We start from the raw sequence: 13,553 nt of genomic DNA, 5'->3' as shown, positions 1-13,553 counted from the left end.
TAAATCAATAAAGCAAAGAGTTAACGATTTTATTAAATATTAAAGAAATTTAACTAGGGAATGTTGCTCAATGATAATACCAGTCATGGATATAAAAAATGGTGAAGCAGTTTCAGGTAAATCTGGAATGAGAGAAACTTATAAGCCCCTTAAAACAGTTTTCTCACACTCTTCTGATGCATTGGAGATTGCAAAATCTTTAAAAGCTGCAGGAGCACAGCGCATTTACATAGCAGACCTGGATTCCATTGAAGGGAAGGGATCGAACCTCCAAATCGTGGAGGAGGTAAATAAAATAATTCCAGTAATGCTGGATGCTGGTGCTGGCAGTGTTCAAATGGTTGAAACTATCCTAAAAGCTGCAGATAAGGTTATTATTGCTACAGAAACCCTTAAAACCCTTAAAAGTCTTGATGAGATATTTGAATCCTTCAGCAGGGACCAACTGGTTCTGAGCATAGACATAAAGAACAACGAAATTTTCACCAGATACCTAAAAACAGACATAAATGTAATGATCAATAAAATAAAGGAATTAAACCCTGATGAAATTATTTTACTTGATATATCTAGGGTTGGAACTGAAAAGGGTGTTGATTTTAATCTTATTAACAAATTTCATGCATTTAAATCCTCCATAATTATGGGTGGGGGTATTTTAGATGATGATATTGAAGAACTCTCAATTTTAGGTGTTCGTAAGTTTCTTGTTGGTTCTGCACTCCACTCAGGCAGGATCAGATCTGATTTTTAAGGGTGTATAAAAATTGATGAGGTTACAAAGATGTCAAACTTTCTTATTATAGGTCCTTTAACCCTGGATACCATAGTCAGAGACAAAAAGACCTACAGATCCACAGGGGGTGCTGTTTATTATCAGGCAGCAGTTCTATCCCGGATGGGAGTGAACACCACAGCAGTTGTAACCCTTTCACGGGAAGATGAACATCTCCTTGAATCTTTTCCAGATGATGTGGATTTTGTACCAGTTTTTGTTGATAAAACACTGAAGTTTGAGAACATATACCCAAACCATGACCCCAACCATAGGATTCAAAATGCTGATGTCACTCGAAACCCAATAAAACCTGAAAACCTCCGTAGCATCGATCTGAAAGAATTCGATGCATTATTAATATCCGCACTCACCCCCTTCGATGTACCCCTTGAAACTGTTGAATATCTATCTAAATCTAATGTCCCGATTTATGCAGGTATACAGGGATATCTGCGACATATAAAAGAAAATAAAGTCATTTTAAAGCCATGGAATGATTTTAAAAAATTTTTAAAGTTCTTTGATGTGGTGTTCCTTGATGAGGTTGAGGCACGGGTTGTGCTGGGCACCCACATCCATAAACTGGAGGATGTTGCAAGAACCATCAGTAACTTTGGACCAAATGAAGTTGTAATTACCAGGGGAGGTAGGGGATCCATCATATATTCAGTGAAAACTGGTGGTAGCTATAGAATTCCTGCATTTCCCCACAAGCTAAGGGTAGATCCTACGGGGTTGGGTGACACTTACATGGCGGCCTATGCAACTAGAAGGATGGAAACCTTGAACCCTGAAACATGTGGTATATTTGCATCCATGGTATCCACAATGAAACTCGAAGGTGAAGGAACCTTTGATGGTACAAGAACGTTGGTGGAAAGTAGAATCAGTGAAGAGGATATAATCAATAAAAATTCTTTTTAAATTTTATTTCTAATTTAATTTTTATAAAGAAAATTCTTTTTATAATATTAGTTGTTTGTTTATCCATTTTAAAAAAATAATTTTATCCATTTTATTATTTTAAATCCCTTTTATATTTTAATAAATAGGATAAAATACATTAAAAAAAAATTAAATGAATTTAAAAAAATTTTTAAAAAAGTAACTGATGGAAGTTAACCCTAGGTAACTTTTTTTAGTTCATTTTTTTTATTGGATCAATCACCCTAAAACTGCAGGAAGAATTAAAAATGGTAAAATTCCTGCTGCAAAGAATAATGCCATTCCAATTAAGGTGTAATTCATTTTTCTGTCCATTATACCTGAACAGAGGAGCAGCACACCTATAAATGCAAGGATAGGGGGAATTATGTGAGAATATAATAATGATCCGAGTATAACTGTTGTTGTTGCCATTTAAATCATCTCTTCTAATTGAATATATTCTAACACTATTTCTATATACTTTTCTATTGCCTGCATAGTTATTCAAAACTTGCTCAGTGTATATGCTTTCAGAGTGGTTCTATTGAAACGAGTTTACAGTGGGTCTGATAAGCAGCTTTACTGTATCCTGGTGGCCAGCAGGTTACCATTTTTAATTCAGGAGTACCTGCAGTGAAATTCACGGGGTTTGTCTTAAAATCCCATTTTATATCTCCATTGGATGAAACATGGTAAGTGTAACGTTTCTGGCTCAGCAAGTCAGTTATCACAACACTGTCTCCAGTTTTCAAGGTATCAATGTTCATGAATGGTGCTGAAAATCGGGTGTGGTGTCCTAAAAGACCCGCAACACCATCTTGACCTGGATAAAAACTTTCGTTGTAGTGGTAAACTGAACCCAAGGCATTAACTGTGTCTGAACGTATTCCCCAGTTCACACCAAGACTTGGTATTGAAACGTAGCCCCAGAATGGTGAAACTGTTGAATTGGTTGAATTTTCTATTTTAAAACTGTCAGTCACTATCTCAGAAGACACAACTTTTTCAGAGCCTGGTAAAAATGAACTTAAACTGAATTTTGTGTTACTTGATTCATTCATAGGGGTTTTTACTATTATGCTGTACAAGAAGCCATCTTTCACAACCCAAACTTCCTCAAGGGAAATTGAAGAGTTTTTGGTGGTAACTTCGTAACTATTCTTATAGGCACTTGTATTATCAATGGTGACGTTCTCAGATGCTACAAATTTAAAACCCAAGTCTTTAGCTTCACTGAAATTCAGGGTAAAATTATTGTTTGAAGCATAATCTGAAGGCATGTACTGTTTACTGATGGTTACGTTTGAACCAGAATCTGGATCTTTGAATGCAGCCACATGGCTTTCAGCTTCAACGCTCTGCCAGGTGGCAGGATAATCAAAGGATATTCCATTACTACTAAAATGTTTTTTTTCCACATTATTATCCGCTGACCCGTAAACTACGAGGAAAAGAATAACTATTATGGATAAACTTGAATATAAATACTTTTTCAATTTAATGATCTCCATATATAATTTTTAAATAAAAACCTTCAACTGGCCCCACTTCCAATCCTATTTTTCAGGCTGTTTTTCATACTAATTTGAATGGGCACATATTAATTGTAATGCTAATAGATGGTGGAATAGCCCCATAAAAAGTTTGTGCACAACACTAACCTATGAAATAGGAAACTGCTAAAATTAAATTAAATCCTTCAAAAAATTAAAAATTAGTGTAATTCCATAAAAGATATCCTTTAATCTTTCAATCATACTCAAGAATTGTTCTGCGCAGTTCTTTTTCAGATTCTGCAATCAAATCTATTCTGTCAACTTCAATACCCTTGTTGTGAAGGTACTCCACGAGCTGTACAGGGGTCACGCTGTCATCAAGATCCACTATAAGGGACTCTGATTCGTAGGAAATTTTATTTGCCCCATACTTTAAAAGTGCATGATAAGCTTCGTTTATTTGGGCTGTTCGCACACGGAATGACCGTGTTTTTCGCATAACTTGTGCAATATCAATTCTCATTCTTTGAAGTGCTATTAAAACATGTTTTTCAAGGGCCTCATCAAGAACTTCCCTGTCAACAACATCTTTGTCACGGTTTATTCTCACAGCCTGACATATCTGTGCAACGTCCCTTGCATGGGCAAAGCTGGGTTGAAGACCTTCCCCACCATTTTCAGTATCATCATAAACATTTACAAATCTTTTCAGAACCTCTTCATCATATTTTTCCCCAATAGCATCAAGATTTCGTTTGAAAACTTCCTGGACATCACCAAGTTTTGGTGTTTTAAGGAATATGTGAAGTGGAGCTCTTCTGAGGTGTGCTTCGTCCATTATGCTTATGTCAAGGTTGGTTGAAAATGCAGGTATGAAGTGACTGTGAAAAATGACTGGAATCCCCCTGACATATATAACATCCTTTTTATTCTCCATAGGTACAATGAGCCTATTCAGAATAAGTTCATGGTCATCCCTTTGTCTTCCGAGGTCATCTATTAATAAAACTCCACCGTTAGCTTTTATTATGGGTGAGGTTTCATAGACTCCTTTGTTAGGGTTGTAGTTGGTTTCCAACTTATTTAAACTTAGTTCAGCACCTGTAAGCACAAAAGGAGCACATATCTTAACCCAACGGGGATCTTCAGGTTGTTCCTCACATTCCTTATGGAAGTCAGGATCGTATATCTGGATCACCATACCTCCAAATTCTATGAACTTGGGAATCAGGAGTGGCGGTAGAAGATCTGGCATTTTACCTAGAATGAAAGTTTTACCGGTTCCAGGTTGTCCATAAATGAAAACTCCCTTCCCAATTATGCATGATTCAATGAGGGATTCTTTTGCATATTCAACGCCCACAACTTCTTTGAAAGTATTTTCAACAACTTCATGTGGTATCCTAATTGGATAACGATTCTTTATCTGGGTTTCCATTATTAAGTAGTAATCCTCATAGTTTACAGGAGCTATGCCAATGTAGGGATTGTCTTCAGAAATTGTTCTGGATTTTTCTCTTCCCTTTTTGGTAACACTGTACTCAATACTCGAAAAAAGAAATCCTCCACTTACTGGGGCACAGAAACCATCCTTTTCAAGTTCTGTTAAACTCTCTTTAATTATATCCCAGTGTAAACCTGTGATCTCATTTATACGGCTGGTTTTAACTGTGTTATGATTTGCTATGATCTTCAAGATCAGATCCTTCACAAATACCCCTGGAAGATGCAGTTCTTCCAGTGACTTGGGTTCTTTCAGTATTTCAAATATTTTTTCCATTTTGGGGTCATGATAGTAACTCATTAAACCACCTGGTTCTCCATATAATGCATGAAGTTTTAGATTTTAATGTATGAAGTTTTAGATTTCATTTAGATTTACATATTAACTATAATACAGTATCAATATCTTATCAATAGATTTATCAAGAGATTATATGGCTACAATATGTTTTTAATTTCCCCTAAATCATTTATAACTTCCACATTTAAATTTTCCCTGGTTATGCATTCTCTTTCAGAATCTGTTAGTTCTGAATTAACCAGTATTGCAGACATCCCCACGTTTATAGCACCCATTATGTCTTCGTTGAATTTATTGCCAATCATAATGGATCTTTCAGCTTCACAGCCCATCCTTTCAAGGGCAAGCTGGAATATTTCCTTGTCTGGTTTTTCAACACCTGCCTCCTGTGAGGTTACAACTTCCTCAAAGAAATGGTGAAGACCAAGTCTTATAAGTTTTTCCCACTGTTTAATGGTTATTCCATTCGAAATAACTCCCAGGGGGTAGCCTTTGCCTTTCAGGTAAATCAGTGAGGATGTGGTGTTAGGAAACAATCTTAAAAGAGCAAATTTAACGTTGTGATATGTGATCATCCCCAGAGCTATTAAAAGGGGCTTTTCTTCTCCAAAAACACGTTTTGTTAAAACATTAAAGTGTTTGTCGTAGTTTGATCCCTTTTCATCTATTATTTCTCGTAGAAGCTTGTAGGCTTCATCCTGTTCCATGGGTAGTCCTGCATCGATCATACTGTTTAGTGCAGCCTTTCTTGCAAGTTTTGCAAAGCCGGAAGTATCGTAGAGAGTGTCATCAATATCAAAAAAAACAGCGTCTATCATTTTTTTTACACCATACAAACCTTTACACAAATTGATTATTACATAATTCATTATTTAAAACTAATGAAAATAACATGCCAGGTTTTTATCATTGAATAAATAAGTCCATAATTCCTAGTAAGATTCTGTTTATATTAATAATTTTCATTGCAACTGGAATTTGAGTCTTGGTTTATAAAATTAAATTTAATATAAAATTAAATTTAAAATATGACTATGGTTGTAAAAAATAATTATAATAAATTTTCAATTAATAAGAATAAACAAGAAATTTCAAGTTAATAAAATAATTGAAGGATCATCACTAGAAAAATGCATCCAGACTGCTTTGTTTTTCTTTCTGCATTATTTCTTCTTCAGAATAACCAATGGAATTGATTATACGTGAAACTGCAGGTAAAACCTGGTTCTCTATGTAGTAGTTTGGATCGTAGTTTGCAACATCTACATCTTCTATTGGTTCCGCACGTCTGCTAATAGGTTCTTTGCCCTTAACAACAACGTAACGGATGATTGATCCTGGTCCAACAGTTCTTCCGCGTTCAATTGCTTTTCTGGCAGCCATTACATGGGGTGCCTTTTGAACGTAGTTTTCTGGTTTTTTTGTAAGCTGGGTGTGTATAACAAGATCTTCCAGGGGAATTTTCCCCTCTTTTATCTCGTCAATAATATCTTTAATGATTTTAGCGGCTTTTTGAGGGGAACCTTCCTCAAGTATGGCTCTCATGACCTTTTCCTGAGTCTTTTTGGCTACAGGGGCCCAGTCACGCCTTACAAGTTCCAAACCTTTCACTGTTATGTTGTTGTTTTCTATGAGAGCGTATCTTTTTTTGGTTACAAAGAAACCCCTCTCGTAGAACCCCTCATATTCGAGTTCCATTCCTTCAGGGAGGTTTTTATTGACATCCCCAAGGAACTCGTTCACCCGTTCTAAAATCTGTTTATTCAACAAGTACACCGTTTACCATGCCGTGCTGGCCTGGTCTGGATGTTACTTTAGCTTTTCCAAGACTGGTCTCAACAACAGCTCCTTTTGTTATGATGTTACGCCTTACAAAGTGAGTGTTTGCAGTGTTGTCCACAACATTGAGTATCTCTGTAACCTGGACCTTGCTGGTTTTTGGGTCCACAACGTTGATTGTTTGGGTGTTTGTGAGCCTGATTTTTTCGTTTCCACCTTTGGTTCTGATCTTTTTGACTTTCCTGTCTCCGATCTTGGTTTCAGCAGGGTCTCTTCCAAATTCAGAGTTCCTCTTGTTCCTGTTGGTTTTTGCACGTGCACCTGTTGCTTTTCTTAATGATTTTCCTTGCCATATTGCCATTATTTCACCTCTATTATCTTAAACCTAAGTTTTTTAATATAATTTAAGTAATTTTTAGATGTAATTCAATTGAAATCATGGAATTATTGAATCATTCAACTGAATGGATTCTCCAACTGAAAGAAAAGAATTCTTGGCAGTTTTATTTCCAGACTGTCTTGATTTAATATTGATCTTCCATCACTTTAAATCTTTGAACTTTTTATCAACACCAACTAACAAACTAAAAAAGTCTTAGCTAGAATGAATCTATTTCTAGATCAAGGTATATTAATTTTTTCAATTTTAACTAGTTTATTATTGGTTTCACAGTGCAGGTTAATAAAGACTTTTATCGTACCTAACAGATCATACATAAACTTTCTAATCACAAAAAAAAATCTGGAATTATAAATATTTAAATATTCCAAATTCCAACCTCAGATCAATAGAAATTAATAGAATTCCTGATAATAATTTCAAGGATATTCTAAAGCTTTGAATAACTTTATTGTTCTATCTAACATTTTAAACGTATTTTATGTTAAATGAAAGAGGAACTTAAGTAAATTCTGAAAAAAATAATGGATCATTGAATTAAAATAGATCAGTGATTAGATCCAATTAACTGGATTCAAATTCATACAATGAATGAGTAAAAAATTCAAAGTCAACTGGAAATATTAAAATCAAAACCGTGGGTGAATTCTATGAAAATCAGCATGTCACATGGAGCAGGTGGAGAGGTCATGCAGGGCCTCATATCAGATATAATACTTGGAAATATCAATAATAAACAGGTTAATGGTGGAGTAGGGCTTGATGACCTTGATGATGGTGCAACAATACCCTTTGGAGACTATGAAATTGTTATAAGCACAGACAGCCACACCGTGAACCCGATCTTCTTCCCTGGAGGGGATATAGGTAAAATATCCATAGCTGGAACTGTTAATGATGTTTCTGTAATGGGTGCAAAGCCCCTTGCAATAGCAAATGCCATGGTGGTGAGTGAAGGATTCTCAGGGGAGGATTTTGAACGAATAATAAAATCCATGGATGAAGTCTGCAGAGAAGTGGATGTAGCAATAATAACTGGGGACACAAAGGTAATGGAGAATGACAAGCTGGACAACATAGTCATATCCACCACAGGAATAGGTATAGCTAAAAAGGGTCAGATCACAAGGGATTCTAACCTTGAAGTGGGAAACAAGATCATACTCACAGGCAGTGTTGGAGACCATGGGATCTCTTTAATGTCATACAGAGAAGGTTTTGGATTTGAAACAGACCTAAAATCTGATGTTGCACCAGTATGGAGTATGGTTGAAGCTGCCCTTGAAGTTGGTGGCGTTAAGGCAATGAAAGACCCAACAAGGGGCGGAATAGCCAATGCACTCAATGAACTGGCTGAAAAATCAGGTGTGGGAATGCTCTTGGATGAAGAGAAGATTCCAATCAAAAAAGAGGTTCATGCTGCATCTGAAATGCTTGGAATAGACCCTTACGAAGTTGCAAATGAGGGTAAAGTTATAATGGGTGTTGAAGCTGACAAAGCAGATGAAATACTTCAAGCTGTGCGCAAAACCAAGTATGGAGTAGATGCCCAGATAATTGGTGAAGTTACAAACGACAAACACGTTATCCTTGAAACAGCCCTTGGCGGTAAGAGGATACTTGAAGCACCAATAGCTGACCCTGTTCCAAGGGTCTGCTGAAAATCTTTTTTTAAATCTTTTTAAACCAAACCTTATTTTATCCTATTTTTTCATTATCCTGGTTAAAAATCTGGCTTTTTGGATTATGGTTTAGAGAAAAATACAAACTCAACTTCATAACACAAACTTATATAAATCTATAAGAACTGGTAATACATAGATTGAATGAATTCAAATGAATTGAATCCATACAGATTCATGAAAAATCATGGTCAGTTCATTGATAATTCTGGGTGGTAAAAAATGCAGAACTTCTGGGGAAGACGTTTAGTAGCTTTAATATTTGATGGAATAATTTTAACACTTATAATGTGGATACTAAGTTCCCTTTTATATCCTTTAATAATGGCAACCAGCACATTTGCAGTTTTAAATTACTGGCTTCTGTTGGCTGCTCTAATGATAATGGTGTACTTCACCTACATGGAAGGTAAACATGGCACTACTTTGGGTAAATCGTTAATGAGTCTTCAGGTAGAGACTTCAACGGGCGAAATGACTTATAAAGCCTCTTTTATTAGAAATTTATCCAAGATCCTTTGGGTCCCCATGATCCTGGATTTACTCCTTGGATTCCTCTTTGGAGATTCCAATGACAGGTTTTTGGATCAGGTTTCAAAGACAAGGGTTTTTAAGGTTGAAGAAGTGGAAAAATCAGTTGAAAATGCTGAGGAATCTGCATCATAATTTTTTTTTAATGAAAATAATTCATCTTAACCTATTTTAAATCCTTTTAAATTTAATATACGAATTTAAAAATAATTTTAAACATCAATAATACTTTAAGAATTAAAACAAGAATTTTCAACTTTTAAATGAATTGAAAATAAAATCTAAAAATAGAAATAAAAAAATATAAAAAATGGATATTTAAATTTCCATTATTCTACTATTCTAACTTCCTGAACTGCAGGTTTTGCTATTGCCCTTCCAATCAATATGGTTGCAACAACTGCTATTACAGTAACCAGAATTGCGTAAACCACCAGACCAGTTAATCCACTTCCTGTTGGGAATAATTGGCTTATAAATGCTTTGATAGTTTCGTTCCATGCGAGTGCTGCTATCAATCCAAAAGCAGTTGTCATCAAAGTTGCAATGGTCTGCATTACCTGTCCCTTAACTTCGTTCACTTCTCCTTTCATAGAAATACCTCCAGTTTCAAAAAAGTATTTTTAATACTTATATATTAAAAATAGCATATAAATTTTGCTTAAAATCTAAAAAACTTCCTCATGAATGTTGATTATTTAAAAAAAATAACCGAATTTTTGATTCAACCCATGAACTTCATAGCTCCTGTGATAAATCTTGTATTAAGTAGAGGTCACTGAAAACCGTCCTCCTAAGTTAACCACCAAAAATAACTTAATTGAACCTGAACAAAAACTGAACAATAGAAAAATCTGAACTGTAAAAAAAATTTTTGAGTAAGTGAAAACCATGTTCATGGGTGCGTCAACAAAACAGGGCTATGATATAGCAGAAAAAAGTAGGGAAATAGTAAAATCACTTATAGATGATAAAACTGGTCATTTAACCTCGAAAGAGAGGGCTATTGTTGAGAGAATAGTTCATTCAACAGCAGACCCGGAATATGCAGAAATAACCAGAATAAGTGGTAATTTTGTCCAGGAAAGTTTGAAATCCATCAGAAATGAGGAGGATATTCTCACAGACATAAACATGGTTAAAGTGGGAATAAACAGGTACAAAGGCAAGGTTAAATGCTACATAAAAGATGAAAAGGCAGTTAAAATTGCAAAAGAATATGGAATAACTCGTGCATCAGCTGCAATGAGGGTGGCAGCACTTGAAGGATTTGAAGGCATTGTTGCAATTGGAAACGCTCCAACGGCATTATTGGAGGTTTTAGATCTTGTCCAAAAAGGGGAAATGGATGTAAAATCTGTAATTGGAGTTCCAGTAGGATTTGTAGGTGCTGCTGAATCTAAAAAAGCACTTCAAGAAACAGAACTGCCCTACTTAGCAACAGAAGGTCCTAAAGGCGGCACGCCTGTTGCAGTAGCTGCAGTAAATGCCCTTATTAATCTTGATCTTGGCAAGGTATGAGAACTACACCTAAAGAAATATTAAAGAATCGCTTAAACTAAGTTAAATCATTAAATAAATCTCTAATTAATTTAAACCATTAAAATCATTATTTAAGTAAAATCAAGACGGAATAACATTTTAACCCTTCAATTTTAACTATTTCAGGAGTGATAATATGATTTCAGAGGACTTGTTCAAAGAAGCTAAAAAATTCCTTCCAGGAGGGGTGGATTCACCTGTAAGGGCCTACAAACCCTACCCCTTCTTTGCAGAAAGGGCAGAAGGTTCCAGGATCTATGATGTTGATGGAAAAAACTACATAGATTACTGCCTTGCCTACGGTCCCCTTGTTCTTGGCCATGCAGACCCAACCATCATTGAAGCAGTTTCAAAACAACTTAAAAAAGGAACAGCCTACGGTGTGCCGACAGAAAATGAAATAAAACTTGCAAAACAGGTTGTAAATCGAGTACCCTGTGCGGACATGGTTCGATTTATGAATTCCGGTACAGAAGCAACAATGAGTGCAATAAGACTTGCAAGGGCAGCTACAAGTAGAAATAAGATAATTAAGTTTGAAGGATCCTACCATGGGGCCCATGATTACGTTCTTGTAAAATCAGGTTCAGGTGCGGCAGGACTTCCAGATTCACCAGGAGTTCCAGAGGACACAACCAAAAACACAGTTCTTGTACCTTTTAATAATGAAGAAGCACTTACAAAGCTCATTGAATCAGATAATGATGAGATAGCTGCGATCATAGTGGAACCTGTAATGGGAAACATAGGATGCATACCTCCAAAAAAGGGTTACTTGGAGTTTTTACGGAAAATAACTGCTGAAAATGACATAATACTCATATTTGATGAAGTTATAACTGGTTTCAGAATAGCTGAGGGTGGTTCTCAGGAGTACTTTGGAGTAACACCAGACCTGGTGACCTTTGGAAAAATACTTGGAGGAGGATTTCCAATGGGTGCTCTTGCAGGTAAACGAGAATTAATGGAAATGATAGCACCTTCAGGAAATGTTTATCAAGCAGGAACATTCAATGGAAACCCAATTTCAATAAAAGCAGGGCTTACAATGTTAAAACAGCTTGATAGCAGTTTTTACAATTCAATGGACTCTAAGGGTCAGAATTTAAGGAAGGGACTCTCGGATCTTCTTGAAGGCAACGGCTTGAACTTCCATGTTGCAGGTTTAAGCTCCATGTTCCAGATATATTTCAAAGAAGGAGATGTTATGGATTATAAGGATGCAAAAGCTGCGGATACCCGGGGATTCACAGCTTACTTCCACAAACTCCTTGAAGGGGGCGTGTTCATACCCCCATCACAGTTCGAGTGCTGTTTCTTATCAAGGGCTCACAGTGATGAGGACATTCAGATAACACTGGAAAAGGTAGATGAAGCATTGAAAGTAGTTAAAAAATAGTTTTAACTTACATACTTTCAAATGTTTTTTCCTTTTTTAATAGTTTATTACTTAATCCGTATCAACTGATTTTTAGGAACATTAAAATACAGAATTTATTTACAGAATCCATTTGAATAAATTTCAGCATTGAATGATCTGAAATAATTTTTTCAAAGAAAACTTCTCAGAAATAGTATAGGTATGTGAAAACCTTTTTATTGAATAGATTTTAAAACATATATTAATATTGGATCAAATGATAGGATGAAAGTTGTTGCAGGTCTCGGTCAAAACAGAAGTGTTGCTGAAGCAGCCCGTGAAATGGATTTTGATGTTATTTTAACAGAATCTGAGGATGAACTTGTTGATATGCTTTTGAATGGTGAAGTTGATGCTGGAATACGAGGATCCCTCAGTGCATCCAAGATTCTGACCCGTTTAAGGGATAAATATCCCAAACTTTCAAGGGCTTCTTTTTTAGAGATCAAAGGCCATAAATTCCTTTTAACCCCAGTTGGAATTGATGAAGGAGACTGTGTGGATGAAAAGGTCCACCTGATTGAGGCCGGTGCGAAATTTCTAGAGGATATTAATATAAAACCTAAAATAGCAGTTCTATCTGGTGGAAGGGCTCAGGATAAAGATAGAAGCCAGAAGATCCATGATTCAATCCAGGAAGGAGAGATTGTAACTGCAATCACAAGGGATAAATATCCTGTTAAACACTACTTCATATTGATAGAGGATGCAGTTGCAGAGAATGCAAATTTAATACTTGCTCCAGACGGCATATCAGGCAACCTAATATTCAGAAGTCTTGTTTTAGTTGGAGGAGTGAAAAGCCATGGGGCCGTAACCCTTGGAATTGATGAAATATTTGTCGACACATCCAGATCACAAAAAAAAGAAGGTTACATGAGTGCACTGGAATTTGCAGCTTACTTAGCAGAAATGAAAAGGTTAAAAACACATTGAACACTTCATAAAATATGGATTTTTATGGAAATAAAATTTATAAAATTTATAAAAAAATAGGATACTATAAAAAAAAGATATCCTGATAAAAAAAATCAAAATAAGAAAACATTGAATAAAACTACTGAATGATATTTAAAAAGATAATAATCCTGTGATTAACCAGTCATTGGTTATAGGATTTAACAATCGAATATATTCATGATTTCACAGGATTTGCATTGAATTTGATCAGAGGATATAAATGAGGAGAAAGGA

General features: G+C 35.6%; 14 protein-coding genes. 7 read left to right on the top strand and 7 right to left on the bottom strand.

The window, feature by feature from the left end; genetic code table 11:
• Positions 1-70 precede the first annotated feature (70 nt).
• The gene (locus tag J2756_RS03620; RefSeq protein WP_209582680.1) at positions 71-754 is read left to right on the top strand and encodes a HisA/HisF family protein; all 684 of its coding nucleotides are present in this window, start codon (positions 71-73) and stop codon (positions 752-754) included.
• Between the two features lie 30 nt (positions 755-784).
• Positions 785-1,702 (top strand): PfkB family carbohydrate kinase, encoded by a 918-nt coding sequence (locus tag J2756_RS03615; RefSeq protein ID WP_209582678.1) that lies wholly within the window; start codon positions 785-787, stop codon positions 1,700-1,702.
• A 240-nt stretch (positions 1,703-1,942) separates the two neighbouring features.
• Here J2756_RS03615 and J2756_RS03610 read toward each other — a convergent pair whose 3' ends face one another.
• The 6 genes from J2756_RS03610 to J2756_RS03585 form a co-directional block, all read right to left on the bottom strand.
• Positions 1,943-2,137: a hypothetical protein gene (locus J2756_RS03610; RefSeq protein WP_209582676.1), complete on the bottom strand. Its 195-nt coding sequence runs from the start codon at positions 2,135-2,137 to the stop codon at positions 1,943-1,945.
• A 98-nt stretch (positions 2,138-2,235) separates the two neighbouring features.
• The gene (locus J2756_RS03605) at positions 2,236-3,201 is read right to left on the bottom strand and encodes a sortase domain-containing protein (RefSeq protein ID WP_209582673.1); all 966 of its coding nucleotides are present in this window, start codon (positions 3,199-3,201) and stop codon (positions 2,236-2,238) included.
• Positions 3,202-3,454: 253 nt separating this feature from the next.
• Positions 3,455-5,005: an ATP-binding protein gene (locus J2756_RS03600; protein WP_209582671.1), complete on the bottom strand. Its 1,551-nt coding sequence runs from the start codon at positions 5,003-5,005 to the stop codon at positions 3,455-3,457.
• 137 nt (positions 5,006-5,142) lie between these two features.
• Complete coding sequence (locus J2756_RS03595; protein ID WP_209582669.1) at positions 5,143-5,823, bottom strand: TIGR02253 family HAD-type hydrolase; 681 nt, start codon at positions 5,821-5,823, stop codon at positions 5,143-5,145.
• A 304-nt stretch (positions 5,824-6,127) separates the two neighbouring features.
• Entirely contained in the window at positions 6,128-6,772 is a 645-nt protein-coding gene (locus J2756_RS03590) for a DNA polymerase domain-containing protein (protein WP_209582667.1), read from the bottom strand.
• On the bottom strand, positions 6,765-7,145 hold the full coding sequence (locus J2756_RS03585; protein WP_209582665.1) for a 30S ribosomal protein S8e: 381 nt from the start codon (positions 7,143-7,145) through the stop codon (positions 6,765-6,767). The genes J2756_RS03590 and J2756_RS03585 overlap by 8 nt, the downstream gene beginning before the upstream one ends.
• Positions 7,146-7,825: 680 nt before the next feature.
• Between J2756_RS03585 and hypE the strand changes: the two genes are divergently transcribed.
• Together hypE and J2756_RS03575 are read left to right on the top strand one after the other, a co-directional pair.
• Positions 7,826-8,845, top strand: coding sequence for a hydrogenase expression/formation protein HypE (gene hypE / locus J2756_RS03580; protein ID WP_342593096.1), 1,020 nt, complete (start codon positions 7,826-7,828; stop codon positions 8,843-8,845).
• A gap of 243 nt (positions 8,846-9,088) precedes the next feature.
• Positions 9,089-9,532: an RDD family protein gene (locus J2756_RS03575; RefSeq protein WP_209582662.1), complete on the top strand. Its 444-nt coding sequence runs from the start codon at positions 9,089-9,091 to the stop codon at positions 9,530-9,532.
• Between the two features lie 194 nt (positions 9,533-9,726).
• Here J2756_RS03575 and J2756_RS03570 read toward each other — a convergent pair whose 3' ends face one another.
• Positions 9,727-9,990 (bottom strand): DUF5654 family protein, encoded by a 264-nt coding sequence (locus tag J2756_RS03570; RefSeq protein WP_209582661.1) that lies wholly within the window; start codon positions 9,988-9,990, stop codon positions 9,727-9,729.
• Between the two features lie 298 nt (positions 9,991-10,288).
• Between J2756_RS03570 and J2756_RS03565 the strand changes: the two genes are divergently transcribed.
• From J2756_RS03565 to mtxX, 3 genes are all read left to right on the top strand, one after another.
• Complete coding sequence (locus J2756_RS03565; protein WP_245315918.1) at positions 10,289-10,918, top strand: cobalt-precorrin-8 methylmutase; 630 nt, start codon at positions 10,289-10,291, stop codon at positions 10,916-10,918.
• 157 nt (positions 10,919-11,075) lie between these two features.
• Entirely contained in the window at positions 11,076-12,338 is a 1,263-nt protein-coding gene (gene hemL, locus J2756_RS03560; RefSeq protein WP_209582657.1) for a glutamate-1-semialdehyde 2,1-aminomutase, read from the top strand.
• Between the two features lie 246 nt (positions 12,339-12,584).
• The gene (gene mtxX / locus J2756_RS03555; protein WP_209582655.1) at positions 12,585-13,295 is read left to right on the top strand and encodes a methanogenesis marker protein Mmp4/MtxX; all 711 of its coding nucleotides are present in this window, start codon (positions 12,585-12,587) and stop codon (positions 13,293-13,295) included.
• Positions 13,296-13,553 lie beyond the last annotated feature (258 nt).

It is taken from the genome of Methanobacterium aggregans (assembly GCF_017874455.1).
GTDB classification, from domain to species: Archaea; Methanobacteriota; Methanobacteria; order Methanobacteriales; family Methanobacteriaceae; genus Methanobacterium_C; species Methanobacterium_C aggregans.
This window is presented reverse-complemented; position numbering and strand designations above follow the sequence as displayed.